General features: G+C 62.1%; 15 protein-coding genes and 1 pseudogene. 7 read left to right on the forward strand and 9 right to left on the reverse strand.

Annotation, left to right across the window (positions count from 1 at the left end; genetic code table 11):
• From AC1RCO_RS07760 to fabB, 4 genes are all read left to right on the forward strand, one after another.
• Positions 1 to 924, forward strand: a complete 924-nt coding sequence (locus tag AC1RCO_RS07760) for an ABC transporter substrate-binding protein (protein WP_011060069.1) — start codon at positions 1 to 3, stop codon at positions 922 to 924.
• Positions 921 to 2,822 carry an ATP-binding protein gene (locus AC1RCO_RS07765; RefSeq protein WP_011060068.1) on the forward strand — a complete coding sequence of 634 codons (1,902 nt, stop codon included), beginning with the start codon at positions 921 to 923 and terminating at the stop codon, positions 2,820 to 2,822. Before AC1RCO_RS07760 ends, AC1RCO_RS07765 begins: the two co-directional genes overlap by 4 nt.
• A gap of 248 nt (positions 2,823 to 3,070) precedes the next feature.
• Positions 3,071 to 3,586, forward strand: a complete 516-nt coding sequence (fabA, locus tag AC1RCO_RS07770) for a 3-hydroxyacyl-[acyl-carrier-protein] dehydratase FabA (protein WP_011060067.1) — start codon at positions 3,071 to 3,073, stop codon at positions 3,584 to 3,586.
• Between the two features lie 11 nt (positions 3,587 to 3,597).
• Positions 3,598 to 4,818: a beta-ketoacyl-ACP synthase I gene (fabB, locus tag AC1RCO_RS07775; protein WP_011060066.1), complete on the forward strand. Its 1,221-nt coding sequence runs from the start codon at positions 3,598 to 3,600 to the stop codon at positions 4,816 to 4,818.
• A gap of 67 nt (positions 4,819 to 4,885) precedes the next feature.
• Here the strand turns inward: fabB and AC1RCO_RS07780 are convergent, their stop codons facing one another.
• The 4 genes and pseudogenes from AC1RCO_RS07780 to AC1RCO_RS07795 form a co-directional block, all read right to left on the reverse strand.
• Positions 4,886 to 5,749: a methyl-accepting chemotaxis protein gene (locus tag AC1RCO_RS07780; RefSeq protein WP_492617764.1), complete on the reverse strand. Its 864-nt coding sequence runs from the start codon at positions 5,747 to 5,749 to the stop codon at positions 4,886 to 4,888.
• Positions 5,741 to 6,511 (reverse strand): annotated as a pseudogene (locus tag AC1RCO_RS07785) (MCP four helix bundle domain-containing protein); the annotation flags it as partial. The gene AC1RCO_RS07780 and the pseudogene AC1RCO_RS07785, both read right to left, overlap by 9 nt.
• A 139-nt stretch (positions 6,512 to 6,650) precedes the next feature.
• On the reverse strand, positions 6,651 to 7,115 hold the full coding sequence (locus tag AC1RCO_RS07790; protein WP_015634675.1) for a DUF3859 domain-containing protein: 465 nt from the start codon (positions 7,113 to 7,115) through the stop codon (positions 6,651 to 6,653).
• A gap of 72 nt (positions 7,116 to 7,187) precedes the next feature.
• Positions 7,188 to 8,162 carry an amidohydrolase family protein gene (locus AC1RCO_RS07795; RefSeq protein WP_370059477.1) on the reverse strand — a complete coding sequence of 325 codons (975 nt, stop codon included), beginning with the start codon at positions 8,160 to 8,162 and terminating at the stop codon, positions 7,188 to 7,190.
• A 191-nt stretch (positions 8,163 to 8,353) separates the two neighbouring features.
• Here AC1RCO_RS07795 and AC1RCO_RS07800 point away from each other — a divergent pair, with 191 nt between their 5' ends.
• Positions 8,354 to 8,770, forward strand: a complete 417-nt coding sequence (locus tag AC1RCO_RS07800; protein ID WP_011060062.1) for an OsmC family protein — start codon at positions 8,354 to 8,356, stop codon at positions 8,768 to 8,770.
• 62 nt (positions 8,771 to 8,832) lie between these two features.
• Positions 8,833 to 9,705: a pirin family protein gene (locus AC1RCO_RS07805; protein WP_492617616.1), complete on the forward strand. Its 873-nt coding sequence runs from the start codon at positions 8,833 to 8,835 to the stop codon at positions 9,703 to 9,705.
• A 103-nt stretch (positions 9,706 to 9,808) separates the two neighbouring features.
• Here AC1RCO_RS07805 and AC1RCO_RS07810 read toward each other — a convergent pair whose 3' ends face one another.
• The 4 genes from AC1RCO_RS07810 to AC1RCO_RS07825 form a co-directional block, all read right to left on the reverse strand.
• The gene (locus tag AC1RCO_RS07810) at positions 9,809 to 10,537 is read right to left on the reverse strand and encodes a dienelactone hydrolase family protein (RefSeq protein ID WP_015634672.1); all 729 of its coding nucleotides are present in this window, start codon (positions 10,535 to 10,537) and stop codon (positions 9,809 to 9,811) included.
• A gap of 71 nt (positions 10,538 to 10,608) precedes the next feature.
• Positions 10,609 to 12,513 (reverse strand): molecular chaperone HtpG, encoded by a 1,905-nt coding sequence (gene htpG / locus AC1RCO_RS07815; RefSeq protein WP_011060059.1) that lies wholly within the window; start codon positions 12,511 to 12,513, stop codon positions 10,609 to 10,611.
• Between the two features lie 90 nt (positions 12,514 to 12,603).
• Positions 12,604 to 13,056, reverse strand: coding sequence for a PaaI family thioesterase (locus AC1RCO_RS07820; protein WP_125063755.1), 453 nt, complete (start codon positions 13,054 to 13,056; stop codon positions 12,604 to 12,606).
• Positions 13,053 to 13,529 (reverse strand): PaaI family thioesterase, encoded by a 477-nt coding sequence (locus AC1RCO_RS07825; protein WP_125063756.1) that lies wholly within the window; start codon positions 13,527 to 13,529, stop codon positions 13,053 to 13,055. The genes AC1RCO_RS07820 and AC1RCO_RS07825 overlap by 4 nt, the downstream gene beginning before the upstream one ends.
• Positions 13,530 to 13,687: 158 nt before the next feature.
• On the opposite strand from AC1RCO_RS07825, the gene AC1RCO_RS07830 reads away from it, so the two are divergent.
• Complete coding sequence (locus AC1RCO_RS07830) at positions 13,688 to 13,939, forward strand: hypothetical protein (protein ID WP_011060058.1); 252 nt, start codon at positions 13,688 to 13,690, stop codon at positions 13,937 to 13,939.
• Positions 13,940 to 14,056: 117 nt separating this feature from the next.
• Here the strand turns inward: AC1RCO_RS07830 and AC1RCO_RS07835 are convergent, their stop codons facing one another.
• On the reverse strand, positions 14,057 to 14,530 hold the full coding sequence (locus AC1RCO_RS07835) for a hypothetical protein (RefSeq protein WP_103289662.1): 474 nt from the start codon (positions 14,528 to 14,530) through the stop codon (positions 14,057 to 14,059).
• Positions 14,531 to 14,551 lie beyond the last annotated feature (21 nt).

The raw sequence follows: 14,551 nt of genomic DNA on the forward strand, positions 1-14,551 counted from the left end.
ATGGGCCACTGTCGGCCCTGGAAGGCCCTGCGCATACATCGTCGCCTGTGCCTGCTGGTACTGGGCATGCTGCTGGGCAACCCGTTGTGGGCGGCCGATGTGCTGCTCACCGCCAGCGACGACAACAGCAGCGTGCGCACCTTCACCGAAGAACTGGCCGCCCAGCGCCCCCGGGACCAGGTGCGCTTCGTCCCCCTGGCCCAACTGCCGCCGCCGGGCCAGTTGCCCGGCAGCACGCGCCTGATCCTGCTGGACCCGCAAAGCCTCGACTGGCGCCTGCAAGATCCCTTGGGCCCGCCGACCCTGGTCCTGCGCATCAGCCGCCTGCAGGCCCAACAGCGCCTGGCGCAAAGCCCTCATCCACGGTTGAGCCTGCTGTGGAGCGATCCGCCCCTGGAGCGCCAGTTACGCCTGATCCGCAGTGTTCTGCCGCAGGTGCGCCGGGTGGGGGTGCTGTACAGCGCCGACAGCCGGTTCCTGCTCAAGGAGCTGCACCTGGCCGCGCAAACCCTGAACATGGAAATCATCGCCGAACCCTGGGACAGCACCAGCGACAGCCGCCCGCTGCAGAACCTGCTGCGCAACAGCGAAGTGCTGCTGGGCCTGGATGATCCGAAGCTGTACAACCCGAAAACCGTGAAGAACCTGCTACTGAGCAGCTACGCCCGGCAACAGGCGCTGATCGGCCCCAATGCCGGCTTCGTCCGGGCCGGCAGCCTGGCCAGCACCTACAGCGACCAGCAGGACTGGCTGCAGACCCTGGACAGCCTGCTCGACCAACCGCCGGCTCGCTGGCCCCGTGCGCTATACCCGACGGCTTTCAAAGTACTGAGCAACCCACAGGTGGCACGCTCGCTGGGCATCGAGGAAATCGACCCGCAGGCCGTTGCGCGCCAGTTGAGTGAAGGAGAGAAGCACCCATGACATTGCGTCGCCGATGGGATATCCAGACCCGCACTCAGCTCATCAGCCTGGGCCCGGCCCTGCTCCTGACCCTGCTACTGATCAGCTTTTTTACCTTCGTGCGTATCCAGGACTTGCGCCAGGAGCTCAACCACACCGGGCAACTGATCGCCAATCAACTGGCGCCAGCCACCGAGTACGGGGTGATCTCCGGCAACAACGAGGGCCTGGAGAGCCTGCTGCAGGCAACCCTGGCCACGCCCCACGTGCACTTCCTGGAGGTGCAGGACAGCGCCAACAACATCCTGGTGTACGTGGAACAGCCCTCGGCCAGCCACAACCACGCGCAGCAGATCAAGGTATTCCAGGCCCCGGTACGCCTGCAGCGCATCCAGGTGCACAACGACTTTCTGCAGAACGATCCGGCCAGCATGGCCGCCCAGGGCGATGGTTACCTGGGCCGGGTGATCGTCGGCATGTCCAACGACGCCTTCAGCCAGCGCCAGCAGGAAATCCTCCTCAAGGCCGCCATCCTCGCGCTGTTCGCCCTGCTCTTCACCTTCCTCCTGGCCCGGCGCCTGGCGGCCGGCCTGGCACAGCCGATCCGCGCCATGGGCGATGCGGTGAAGGCAATCCAGGAAGGGGATTTCAAGACCCCGCTGCCGATCGTCGACGATGGCGAGCTGGGCAACCTGGCCCGGCACATCAACAACCTCGCCGCCGGCCTGGAACTGGCCAGCCGCGAGCAGCACCAGGCCATGTCCCAGTTGATCCAGACCCGGGAAGAGGCGGAACGGGCGAACAAGGCCAAGTCGGATTTCCTGGCGATGATGAGCCACGAGCTGCGCACACCGATGAACGGTGTACTGGGCATGCTGCAACTGCTGGAAACCACCCAGATGACCCAGGAACAGAGCGAGTACGCGGCGCTGGCGTCGGAATCCACCGAACACCTGCTGAAGGTGATCAACGACATCCTCGACTTCTCCCGCATCGAACGCTCGGCCCTGGAACTGGAGCACATCCCGTTCAATCTTGCCGAACTGATCACCAGCTCGGCCCAGGCCTTCCAGCACAGCGCCCTGCAACGCGGCCTGGACTTGCAACTGCGGCTGCCGCCGGGCATGGAGTCGCTGCAGGTCAAGGGCGACCCGACGCGAATCCGGCAGATCCTGGTCAACCTGATCGGCAACGCCCTGAAGTTCACCGAGCAGGGCAGCATCACCATCGAGCCCCAGTGGCAGGCCCTGGATCACGAACTGTTGTGGTTCACCTGCGCAGTGCGCGACAGCGGTATCGGCATCAGCCCGGCCAGCCTGGAGCTGATGTTCGACGCCTTCCAGCAGGCCGACAGTTCGATTTCCCGTCGCTATGGCGGCACCGGCCTGGGCCTGCCCATCGCCCGCACCCTGGCCGAGCGCATGGGTGGCACCCTGCGGGCCCAGAGCGAGGAAGGCCGAGGCTCGGTGTTCACCCTGGAAATCCCCCTGGCGCTGTTCCAGCAGAGCCTGCCGGTACTGGCCCCGCGGGTGAGCAGCAATCAGCACTCCGGTGAAGGCCGCAACGTGCTGCTGGTGGAAGACAACCCGGTGAACCAGACCGTGATCCAGGCCATGCTGCGTAGCCTGGGGTTCACCGTGAGCATCGTCACCGACGGCGCCCAGGCGGTACGCAGTGCCGAAAGCCTGATCTTCGAGGCGATTCTGATGGATTGCCGACTGCCGCTGGTCGACGGCTATGAAGCCACCCGGCAGATCCGCCAACTGCCCGGCTGTGCCGATTTACCGATCATCGCCCTGACCGCCAACGCCTTGCAGGGCGACCGTGAAGCCTGCCTTGCAGCGGGCATGAACGACTACCTGGCCAAGCCTTTCAAGCGCGCGGATCTGCAGCAAATTCTCCAACGTTGGGTGCAATAACCGGCTATTTTCCAACAGCTACGACTGGCGTCATGGGCGAAAGTGCGGCAGTCTTAGGCACCCGACGGGGCCCTGAAAAGGCCCTCAAAAAAAATTTCAGTGCACAAGTGTACATTCATGCCCTTTGCGCTGTGACTTTCACTACAACGCAATAGTCTATGAGTAGGCTGCCGGCTCGAGGCATGAACGCTTCGATCGGCCGGGAAGATTTGCCCAACCCTGCCGCACGGGACTATTGAGGAGCTCGCATGACCAAACAAAACGCCTTTACTCGGGAAGACCTGCTGCGCTGCAGTCGCGGTGAGCTGTTCGGCCCAGGTAACGCGCAACTGCCCGCCCCCAACATGCTGATGGTGGATCGCATCACCCATATCAGCGAAGAGGGTGGCAAGTACGGTAAAGGTGAGTTGGTCGCTGAGCTGGATATCACTCCAGACCTGTGGTTCTTCGCTTGCCACTTCGAAGGCGACCCGGTGATGCCAGGCTGCCTGGGCCTGGATGCCATGTGGCAACTGGTGGGCTTCTTCCTCGGCTGGCAGGGCTTGCCGGGCCGCGGTCGCGCCCTGGGTTCGGGGGAAGTGAAATTCTTCGGCCAGGTCCTGCCGACCGCCAAGAAAGTCACCTATAACATTCACATCAAGCGCGTGCTCAAGGGCAAGCTGAACATGGCCATCGCCGATGGTTCGGTCAGCGTTGACGGCCGCGAAATCTATACCGCCGAAGGCCTCCGGGTCGGCGTGTTTACTTCAACTGACAACTTCTAAGGGTTATCCGCATGCGCCGCGTCGTTATCACAGGTCTTGGCATTGTTTCGTGCCTGGGCAATGACAAAGAGACCGTCTCCGCTAACCTGCGTGCAAGTCGCCCTGGCATCCGCTTCAACCCGGAATATGCCGAAATGGGTCTGCGTAGCCAGGTTTCCGGCTCCATTGACCTGAACCTCGAAGAGCTGATCGACCGCAAGATCTATCGCTTCGTCGGCCACGCGGCGGCTTACGCCTACCTGGCCATGAAAGACGCCATCGCCGACTCCGGCCTGAGCGAAGAACAAGTGTCCAACCCGCGCACCGGCCTGATCGCCGGTTCCGGCGGCGCCTCGACCCTGAACCAGATGGAAGCGCTGGACATCCTGCGCGAGAAAGGCGTCAAGCGCGTTGGCCCATACCGCGTTACGCGGACCATGAGCAGCACCGTTTCCGCCTGCCTGGCCACCCCGTTCAAGATCAAGGGCCTGAACTACTCCATCGCTTCTGCCTGCGCCACCAGTGCTCACTGCATCGGTACCGCCATGGAACAGATCCAGATGGGCAAGCAGGACATCGTCTTCGCCGGTGGCGGTGAAGAAGAGCATTGGACCCAGTCGTTCCTGTTCGACGCCATGGGTGCCCTGTCGACCCAGTACAACGAAACCCCGGAAAAGGCCTCCCGCGCCTACGACGCCAAGCGTGACGGTTTCGTCATCGCCGGCGGTGGCGGCATGGTGGTGGTCGAGGAACTGGAACACGCTCTGGCCCGTGGCGCCAAGATCTACGCGGAAATCGTCGGCTACGGCGCCACTTCCGATGGCTACGACATGGTGGCTCCAAGCGGCGAAGGTGCAATCCGCTGCATGGAAATGGCCATGTCCACCGTCGACACCCCTATCGACTACCTGAACACCCACGGCACTTCGACCCCGGTCGGCGACGTCGCGGAAATGAAGGGCGTGCGTGAAGTGTTCGGCGACAAGGCTCCAGCCATCAGCTCCACCAAGAGCCTGTCGGGTCACTCCCTGGGCGCTGCCGGCGTTCACGAAGCGATCTACTGCATGCTGATGATGGAAGGCAACTTCATGGCCGGTTCGGCCAACATCGACGAGCTGGATCCGGAAGTGGCCGATATGCCGATCCTGACCAAGACCCGCGAAGACGCCACCATCAACACCGTGATGAGCAACAGCTTCGGCTTCGGTGGTACCAACGCCACCCTGGTCCTGAAGCGCTGGCAGGGCAAGTAAGCCCCGCCGCTTCGCCGAATGAAAAAGCCCCGACCGGTTCGGGGCTTTTTTTCGCCTGCCAGAAGGCTCAGACCGAGAAACGCGCCACCATGCTGTTCAGGTCCACCGCCAGGCGCGACAACTCCTGGCTGGCCGCACTGGTCTGATTGGCCCCGGCGGAGGTCTGCAAGGCCAGGTCGCGGATGTTCATCAGGTTGCGGTCCACCTCCCGCGCCACCGCCGCCTGCTGCTCCGAGGCGCTGGCAATGACGATGTTGCGCTCATTGATCTGGGTGAAGGCCGATGCGATTTCCTCCAGCGCCTGCCCTGCCGCCTTGGCCACCTCCAGGGTCGAATGGGCGCGGTTGTTGCTCTGCTGCATGGAACTGACGGCCTGGTCGGTGCCCTGCTGGATACCGCCGATCATCTGCTCGATTTCCTGGGTCGACTGCTGGGTCCGATGAGCCAGGGCCCGGACTTCATCGGCCACCACTGCGAACCCGCGTCCCGCATCCCCGGCCCGTGCCGCCTCGATGGCCGCGTTCAACGCCAGCAGGTTGGTCTGCTCGGCAATGGAACGGATCACCTCCAGTACCTTGCTGATGCCATAGACCTTATGCGCCAGATCCTCCACCTGGCTGGCATTGGCCGTCACGTCCTGCGCCAGCGACTCAATCGAGAGCACCGTCTGGTGCACCTGCTCGCGCCCGTGCTGGGCGATGCGGTCGGACTCCCGCGAGGCCTCGGACGTGGCCACTGCGTTACTGGCCACCTCCTCCACCGCTGCGGTCATCTGGTTTACCGCCGTGGCCGCCTGTTCGATCTCCAGGCTCTGCTGATGCAGGCCACGGGTCGCATCCTCGGTGACACAACTGAGCTCTTCCGAGGCCGAGGCCAGCTGGCTGGATGAATCGGAGATGCGCCGGATGGTTTCCCGCAGGCTGTGCTGCATGGCCTTGAGCGCGTGCAGCAGCCGCGCCGGCTCGTCCCTGCCGGTCACCGTGATAGTGCCGGTCAGATCGCCGCCGGCCACCACTTCGGCCACATTCACCGACTGCGCCAGAGGCAGGACGATACTGCGGGTCAACAACAGGGCCAGGCCGATGGTCACCAGCGCCGCCAGGGCAATCATGCCGATCACCCATACCCGCGACTTGCTGAACACCGCCTGGGCCATATCGGTGGCATGGGTCGCGCTTTGCTTGTTCAGCTCCACCAGCTCGTGCAGGGTCGCGGCCATCTCATCGGCCAGCTGGTTCATTTCGCCATTGACCACCTTGACCGCTTCCTCCAGCTGGTTCTGGCTGGAGAGCTGCATGACCCGTTCCTGGCGTTGCAGGTACTGTTTTTCGATGGTCTTGAAGCGATCGAACAGGACCCGCTCCTGGGGCAGGAGGATCAAGGATTCGTAGCGGCTCTGGGCAACCCCCAGGACACTCTTGATCTCGTTGATCTTGTTTTCGTTCTGGGTGATCGCCTGCGGGTCGCGATTGATCAACAACCGCAGGGTCAGGGCGCGAATGCGCAGCAGGTCCTGGTTCATTTCCCCTACGGACATCACGCTGGGCAGCCAATTGCTTTCCACTTCATCGGACTGCTGGCGCATATTGCCCATCTGCATCAAGGCGAATGCCCCCAGGGCAAACACCATCAGCGCCAGCAAGCCGAAACCCAGGCTCGCCCGTAGCGCAATGTTCAGACTTCTAAGACTCATTCCTCTGGCTCCTTCCTAGAGCGCTGCAAGAACTTGCAGCAGGGTGCTCTTAGACGGTATCGGGCCATTGGAAAATTGCGTAAGACAAAAACGTGATATCAAAACGCCCTAGCACTCCAATACTTGGGCGTAAAACGATTCAGCGCACAGAAAATCGCTGTTCTGCCAACAATCGGTCGCCCTGGAAGACCATGAAACGCCACTCGCCCGGGACCACCTCATGGCTTTCGGTGAACTCATAGGCCATCACGTCCTGGGGAGCGTTGGGCACCAGTTTCTGAGTGATTTCGAACTTGTCATGGCGTACCCCGTCCGGCGTACGGATGCCCGGCGTCAGGTAAAGAAGAGTCAGGGGCTGATCTTCGGCCACCTTGCCCAGCAACTGGTAACGCATGCCGAACTTGGTCCCCAGCCTGGCGGGCACCACGGAGGTCTGCTGGATCTTCTCGTTGCTGCGGCGCAGCACCCGCTCCCCCGATTGCAGCTCGGCCTTGGGACCTTCGAACACGCCGTATTCCACCGGCCCTTCGACACGGACTTCGGCGCTGGCCAGGCCACTGAAGATCATCAGCGCCGCCAGTGCGCTTAAACGAGTGAGGTGCATATCGCGCTCCTTGATTGAGATGGCGCGAGCTTATGAAGCAGGCATGACAGGCTGATGACAGTCTGGCGCCTGCTAGGGACGATGGTTGGCGGGAAGGATGGCGAGGAAATTGTCATGGGCCACCTTGCGTGCCACCTCCTGCGGCAAGGCGTCAAGAAAGCCATCGAACCCCCGCAGCTCGCTCCCCAGTTTGTTGAAGCGCCCGACCACGTCCGAACCCAGCATGAAGCGCTCCGGGAAGCGCTCCACCAGCTGCAGCCAGGCCGGGTCGGGGTTGCCCTGCTTATCCAGCAGATAGGGTGTGAGCAGGCTCCAGGACAGGTCGATGTAGAGGTTGGGGTAGCTCTCCAGCAGCCGCGTCAGGGTCGGCAGCAGGAACTCCAGCCGGGTCTGGTGACGATGGATCTCGGCACTGGTGCCAGCATGGGCCCAGATAAAACGCGTATGGGGGTGATTGCGCAGCGGCTCTTCGATTTCCGCCAGGTACAGTGGATTGCGCTCGCGCTTGGAGGTGATGTTGGAGTGCAGCATGACCGGCAGGTCGTTCTCGGCCGCCAGGTGATAGACCTTGGTCATCGCCTCGTTATTGGCCCGCGGCGTGTCGCCGGCGGTCAGCGCGGTGAGATCGTCGTGCCGGGTGAAGACCTCGCCGATGCCCTGCCACAGCCCCGGGTCGAGATCGAGCATGCGCTGGATATGCGCCGCGGAGTTCTTGTCGTTGGGGTTGAACCCCGAAAGGAACGGATGAAAGCGCCGGCGCTGCTCGGCCGGCAGCTTTTTCACCGCGGCGGCCACCAGCACGTCGGTGGCGCTGTACCAGTAGGCCGCGGCATCGTCCCCGGCGTAGTAGCGCGGGCGCTTGGGCTCATCCTCGTGCCATTTCTTGGCCACCGGAATCCCGGCAATCATCACCTGCTCAATGCGGTTGTCATCCATGGCCTTGAGCAAGGCTTCCATGCCCGCGGTTTCCTGGAAGAAGTCCACGTAATGCAGGTGCGCGTCGCTGTACACATAGTCACGCGCCTGGGCCACCGCCAGCGGCAGCATCAGCAGCGCCCACAAACAGCTTGCTTGAACAGGGTTCCAGTGCACCGCGCCGCCTCCCATGGATCGAAGCAGGATAGACCGCGACGCCGAGCCGCAGGTTCAGAAAAAGGGGAACGCCCGCGCTTCGATATGCTCTATAACTTCAGCACCCTTACAGCCTGATCCTTATTCATCACTGCCTGAGGTTTGCCATGACCATCACCGTCAATACCGAGTCCAGCGAAGGTTTCCGCCACAGCATCCAGGTCGACGACCACCAGTTGTTCACCGACCTGCCCAAGTCCGCCGGTGGCGAAGGCACCGCCCCCGAGCCCCATGACTACTTCGATGCCGCCCTGGGCGCCTGCAAGGCCCTGACCCTCAAGCTCTACGCGCAGAAGAAGAACATCCCGCTGACCGGGGTCACCGTGGAGATCAAGCACGACAACAGCGAAGAGCAGAAGGGCAAGTACGCCCTGCATGTGAAACTGACCCTCAAGGGCGTGCTCACCGACGCCCAGCGTGATGAGCTGCACCGGGTGGCCGACCGTTGCCCGATCCACAAGCTGATGACCACCAGCGAAGTCAGCATCGAGACCCACCTCTCCGAAGGTGCCTTCAGCCAGTAGCGGCAAGGCGGGCACAAGCGGGTTATGCTCCCGGGCATAACCCGATCAGCCTGGAATCCGCCATGAACTCCCCCCTCGTGATCCGTCCCCGTGCCGAGGACGTTGAAGGCCAACCCATCCTGCGCCCCCTGCCTTCGGCCCAGTGCCGCAGTGTCGGGCCTTTCGTGTTCTTTGACCACATGCTGGAAACCCGCTACCCGCCGGGCAAGGGCATGAATATCCGCCAGCATCCGCATATCGGCCTCTCCACCCTGACCTACCTGTTCGCCGGGCAGATCCAGCACAAGGACAGCCTGGGCTCCGACCAGATCGTGGGCGCCGGGGACGTCAGCTGGATGACCGCCGGCAGCGCCATCGCCCATGTCGAGCGCACGCCAGCACTCTTGCAGGCCCAGGGGTTTGCCATGCACGGCCTGCAGGTCTGGCTGGCCTCGCCCAAAGAACAGGAGCAGGGACCTGGGCACTACAGCCATCACCCGGCCAGCAGCCTGCCGGTGAGCGACAACCTGGGGGTGAGCATTCGGATGATTGCCGGCAGCGGTTTCTGCCTGGAGTCGCCAGTGCCGGTGCTCTCCCCCACCCTGTATGCCGAGCTGCGGCTGCAGACCGCCACCAGCCTGCTGATTCCCACCGAGCATCAACAGCGTGCGCTGTATGTACTGGAGGGCGAGGCACAACTGGACGGCGAGCCATTACCCGTGCACTCGCTGGTGGTATTGCCAGAGGGGGAGAACGTCACGCTGTTCGCCGAGAGCGATTGCCACGCGGTGCTGATCGGCGGCGCCGCCCTGGACGGCCCGCGGCGGATCAACTGGAACTTCGTCGCCAGCGATCCACTGTTGATCGATGAAGCTCGCAGACGCTGGGCCGCCGGGGACTGGCCGCAGGTGCCGGGAGAAAGCGAGCGCATCGAATTGCCACCCGCCCGCCACTGATCGGTAGGGGCCGGTTTGCCGGCGAACAGGCCCGTGAGTCTGGCGTTGCTCTCACTGACGCCTTCGCTGGCAAGCCAGCTCCTACGGGATCAGGGTCAGTGGGTCAGCCGCTAAAGACTTCGTCCAGCAGGTAATGCATGGTGGCGAAGGCCCGGGCCGAGGTCTTGGCGTCGTACATCATCTTGCCCGGCAGGTTGGCGTGGGTGTCGGTGAAGGAATGCACCGCGCCACCGTAGCTGACCAGTTGCCAGTCCACTCCCGCGGCGTCCATTTCCGCTTCGAAGGCCGGCAGTTGCTCCTTGGCCACGAACGGGTCCGCCGCGCCGTGCAGTACCAGTACCGAGCCCTTGATGTTGTTGGCATCGGCAGGGTTGGGGGTGTCCAGGGTGCCGTGGAACGACACCGCCGCCTTCACCGGCGCGCCACTGCGGGCCAGTTCCAGCGCGCAGCAGCCGCCAAAGCAGAAGCCGAAGGTGGCCAGCCTGGAGGTGTCCACCGCGGCTTCGCCCTGGCTCTGCAAGGCCGCAAAGGCCGCCTGCATGCGCTTGCGCAACAACGCCCGATCATCCTTGAGCGGCATCATCGCGGCACCGGCCTGGCTCGCATCGCCGGGGCGCAGCGACTGGCCATACAGATCGGCGATCAGCACCACATAACCCTTGGCCGCCACCGCCTCGGCGATCTTCTCCGCGCCGGCGCTGACACCCATCCAGTTCGGCGCCATCAGCAACCCCGGACGCGCAGCTTTATGGGCGGCATCGAAGGCCAGGCGGCCTTCATAGGGCTGGCCATCGATCTGATAGACCACGGAACGCACTGTGATTTGACTCATGACTCATCTTCTCCAGTAGGGGGACACCAGAATGAAAAAACCCGCCGAAGCGGGTTTTTCTTGCAACGTGGTTAAACCGACAGCTCCACCAGCAGCTTGTTCAGCCGGCGCACATAGGCCGCCGGATCCTTCAAGCTGTCACCGGCCGCCAGGGCCGCCTGATCGAAGAGAATGTGCGACAGGTCGCCAAAGCGCTCTTCGCTCTGCTCGCCGTCGAGTTTCTCGATCAGCGGGTGAGTCGGGTTGAACTCGAAGATCGGCTTGGAATCCGGAACCTTCTGCCCGCTGGCTTCAAGGATCTGGCGCATTTGCAGCCCCAGGTCCTGCTCGCCAATGGCCAGGATCGCCGGCGAGTCGGTCAGGCGGTGGGAAACCCGCACTTCGCTGACACTCTCGCCCAGGGCGGTCTTGATCCGCTCCACCAAGCCTTCCTTGGTCTTGGCGACTTCCTCGGCAGCCTTCTTGTCCTCTTCGGAGTCGAGGTTGCCCAGGTCCAGGTCGCCGCGCGCCACGTCGACAAAGCTCTTGCCGTCGAACTCGTTGAGGTAGCTCATCAGCCACTCGTCGATACGGTCGGTGAGCAGCAGCACTTCGATGCCTTTCTTGCGGAAGACTTCCAGGTGCGGGCTGTTCTTCACCTGGGCGTAGGATTCGCCGGTGAGGAAGTAGATCTTGTCCTGGCCTTCCTTGGCGCGAGCCAGGTAGTCGGCCAAGGAGACATTCTGCTCGCCGTCGTCGCCCTGGGTGGAGGCGAAGCGCAGCAGGCCGGCGATCTTCTCCTTGTTGGCGAAGTCCTCGGCCGGGCCTTCCTTCATCACCTGGCCGAAGTTCTTCCAGAAGCCCTTGTATTGCTCGGGTTCGTTCTTCGCCAGTTTCTCCAGCATGTCGAGGACACGCTTGGTCAGCGCCGACTTCATCGAGTCGATGATCGGGTCTTTCTGCAGGATTTCCCGCGAGACGTTCAGCGACAGGTCGTTGGAGTCCACCACGCCCTTGATGAAGCGCAGGTACAGCGGCAGGAACGACTCGGCCTGATCCATGACGAACACGCGCTGCACGTAGAGCTTGAGGCCCTTGGGCGCTTCACGCTGGTACAGGTCGAACGGCGCGCGAGCCGGTACGTAGAGCAGCGAGCTGTACTCCAGCTTGCCTTCGACCTTGTTGTGGCTCCAGCTCAGCGGGTTTTCGAAGTCATGGGCGATGTGCTTGTAGAACTCCTGGTATTCCTCGTCCTTGATCTCGGTGCGCGGACGGGTCCACAGGGCACTGGCGCGGTTGACGGTTTCCCACTCCAGCGCAGGTTTCTCTTCGCCTTCAGCGGCAGCGGCTTCTTTGGGCAGCTCGATCGGCAGCGCGATGTGGTCGGAATACTTCTTGATGATGTTGCGCAGGCGCCAGCCATCGGCGAACTCGTCCTCACCGGATTTCAGGTGCAGGACGATGCGGGTGCCGCGCTCGGCCTTGTCGATGGTCGCAACTTCGAACTCGCCTTCGCCCTTGGACGACCAGTGCACGCCTTCGCTGGCGGGCAGACCGGCACGGCGGCTGAACACTTCAACCTGGTCGGCGACGATGAACGCGGAGTAGAAACCCACGCCGAACTGACCGATCAGGTGCGAGTCCTTCTTCTGGTCGCCGGTGAGGTTCTTCATGAAATCGGCGGTGCCGGATTTGGCGATGGTCCCCAGGTGGGTGATCACATCTTCTCGGCTCATGCCGATACCGTTGTCTTCGAGGGTGACGGTTTTCGCGTCCTTGTCGAAGCTCACACGGATTTTCAGTTCGGCGCCACCTTCCAGCAACTCGGGCTTGGACAGGGCTTCGAAGCGCAATTTGTCGACGGCGTCAGAGGCGTTCGAGATCAATTCGCGAAGGAAGATTTCCTTGTTGGAATACAGCGAATGGATCATGAGGTGCAGCAGTTGCTTCACCTCGGTCTGGAAGCCCAGGGTTTCCTTTTGAGTTTCCACACTCATGGTCATCAAACTCCAATCAGATGGCATTGGCCGCGTTCCGGGAGCGGAGGGCGGCGGGATGACATGAAAGTGGGGGTCGCTCGCTGGATTTCAAGGGCCGGTGCTCTCTTCGATCTTGAAATGTGCGCGAGCGGTGGCAATCGACTCCTCGGCAGTGCTCTGCCAGGCGGTGATGGCGACATTGGCCACCCTCCTGCCCTGCCGGCATACCTGGCAGCGGGCAAAGGTGTCGCGAAACTGCCCGGCGCGCAGGTAGTCGAGGGAAAAGTCGATGATTTTCGGCACCCCGGGCGAGCCGGTGAGAATCAGCAAATGCAAGGCGGCCGCCAGTTCCATGAAGCCGGCGATCACTCCACCGTGCAGGGCTGGAAGCAGAGGGTTGCCGATATTGTCCTTGTTGGCCGGCAGGCGAAACAGCAGTTCATCTCCCAGTTGCGTGCACTCGATGCCAATCAGCTTCGCGTAGGGGATCTGCTCCAGCAACGCGGTGTAATCGCCCTGCTGGCGAGCCTGCTCCAGGAGTCCTCGAAGGTCCGTGCTCATGCCCGCTCCCCCTTGATCGAGCTGGCCAGCCCGCGGCTGCCCTTGAGCCCCCGGCCCATGCGCATGAAAGTGCCGACGACATGAGCCACGGGACGCTCGGGATCATCCTGAAAGGCAAAGCCGCGGGTAAAGATCACATCGGTGGTGACCCGGTAACACTGGGCAAAGCCGTGCACGTCATGATGAGGGACCGCCGGATGCATATAGTCTATGCGCAGGTCCAGGGTCGGACACACTTCGAACTCCGGCAGCACGCAAAGCGTGGCCATGCCACAGGCGCTGTCCATCAGCGTGGTCAGGGCACCGCCGTGAATGATCCCGGTTTGCGGGTCACCGACAATCTGCGGACTGTAGGGCAAGGTCAGGGTCAGGCCCTCTTCAGAGGCGCTATGTACCCGGATGCCCAGCACCTGGCAGTGGCGCAAGGCGGAAAGAAAGCGCGCCGCACGCTCAGAAATAGGGTTTTGCGCCATGGGATTTATCTCTTTTTATTGTCGGGAATGTGCGTTGAATGAAGCAGGCAAAAGTTCCATGAAATGACTACTTAATATATCTGTGAGTCTCAAGGAACTTAAATCACAAGGCCATGATCGAAAGGCCAGTAGATATCTTCACTAAGGAGAAACACCCCATGCGTAAGACTTTAGCTATTGCCCTGATGCTGACCGCTTCCCTCGGTCTGGCTGCCTGCGACAAAAAATCCGAGGACAAAGCTCAAGATGCCAATCAACATGCTGAGCAAGCCCAACAGAAAATGAACGAAGCTCAGGATAAAGTGAACGACGCGGCAAAAGAAAACGCCGAAGCAGCCAAAGATCAGGCTGAATCCAACAAGGCTGCTGCTGAAGAAAGCGCCAAGGAAGCAGCTCCTAAAACCAACTAAGTCGGTTTTAGCGCAACAAAGAACAAAGCCCGCCAAGTGCGGGCTTTTTCTTGCTCGTAAAACAGTCGCTCAATACAACAGTGCTTAGTTGCCGGGCAAGCAACTAAGCGTTGAAGATCAGCCGCCTGCCCCCAGGAACAATTCGTCCTGGTGGGGCTCTGCCTGCAACGGCTGCATTGGCACCGACTCATTGCCCGGGGACTCCAGTGCATAGTGCAAGGGGCTGGAAATGGGCAGCAACCTGATGGGAAAGTCGTAGTGGGCGGTAAAAGGCGCCAGCCATTGGCGGGTCTGGTAATCCGCTGCCGCGATACTCATGAAGCAAGGGTGCGGGATGTCCTGCGGCGAACGCCCGGCCAGCAACATGACCCATTCCCAGTCCGTTGCCGCTTCGACCTTGAAGCTCCCGTCATCGGCCGTCAGGAACTGTGCGCCACACAAGGCGCCCTTGGCCCCGGCGATCGGCATGCCGCTCAATGCATCTACCACCCTGCCCCGGGCTTCGCCATTCAGATACAGGGTTTGCGCCCTGCAGCCCGACAACAGGAAAAACCCCAGGCACAGGTACTTCAGGGCACGCGAACTGCTCATTGGCCAACTCCTTTCAACCGT

This window comes from Pseudomonas sp. GW823-FHT03E05 (assembly GCF_058796855.1).

Excerpts from the sequence above, each read along its gene's own strand:
- AC1RCO_RS07760 (WP_011060069.1), top strand. The coding sequence starts at position 1 with ATGGGCCACTGTCGGCCCTGGAAGGCCCTGCGCATACATCGTCGCCTG.
- AC1RCO_RS07765 (WP_011060068.1), top strand. The coding sequence starts at position 921 with ATGACATTGCGTCGCCGATGGGATATCCAGACCCGCACTCAGCTCATC.
- fabA (WP_011060067.1), top strand. The coding sequence starts at position 3,071 with ATGACCAAACAAAACGCCTTTACTCGGGAAGACCTGCTGCGCTGCAGT.
- fabB (WP_011060066.1), top strand. The coding sequence starts at position 3,598 with ATGCGCCGCGTCGTTATCACAGGTCTTGGCATTGTTTCGTGCCTGGGC.
- AC1RCO_RS07780 (WP_492617764.1), bottom strand. The coding sequence starts at position 5,749 with ATGCAGCACAGCCTGCGGGAAACCATCCGGCGCATCTCCGATTCATCC.
- AC1RCO_RS07790 (WP_015634675.1), bottom strand. The coding sequence starts at position 7,115 with ATGCACCTCACTCGTTTAAGCGCACTGGCGGCGCTGATGATCTTCAGT.
- AC1RCO_RS07795 (WP_370059477.1), bottom strand. The coding sequence starts at position 8,162 with ATGCTGCCGCTGGCGGTGGCCCAGGCGCGTGACTATGTGTACAGCGAC.
- AC1RCO_RS07800 (WP_011060062.1), top strand. The coding sequence starts at position 8,354 with ATGACCATCACCGTCAATACCGAGTCCAGCGAAGGTTTCCGCCACAGC.
- AC1RCO_RS07805 (WP_492617616.1), top strand. The coding sequence starts at position 8,833 with ATGAACTCCCCCCTCGTGATCCGTCCCCGTGCCGAGGACGTTGAAGGC.
- AC1RCO_RS07810 (WP_015634672.1), bottom strand. The coding sequence starts at position 10,537 with ATGAGTCAAATCACAGTGCGTTCCGTGGTCTATCAGATCGATGGCCAG.
- htpG (WP_011060059.1), bottom strand. The coding sequence starts at position 12,513 with ATGAGTGTGGAAACTCAAAAGGAAACCCTGGGCTTCCAGACCGAGGTG.
- AC1RCO_RS07820 (WP_125063755.1), bottom strand. The coding sequence starts at position 13,056 with ATGAGCACGGACCTTCGAGGACTCCTGGAGCAGGCTCGCCAGCAGGGC.
- AC1RCO_RS07825 (WP_125063756.1), bottom strand. The coding sequence starts at position 13,529 with ATGGCGCAAAACCCTATTTCTGAGCGTGCGGCGCGCTTTCTTTCCGCC.
- AC1RCO_RS07830 (WP_011060058.1), top strand. The coding sequence starts at position 13,688 with ATGCGTAAGACTTTAGCTATTGCCCTGATGCTGACCGCTTCCCTCGGT.
- AC1RCO_RS07835 (WP_103289662.1), bottom strand. The coding sequence starts at position 14,530 with ATGAGCAGTTCGCGTGCCCTGAAGTACCTGTGCCTGGGGTTTTTCCTG.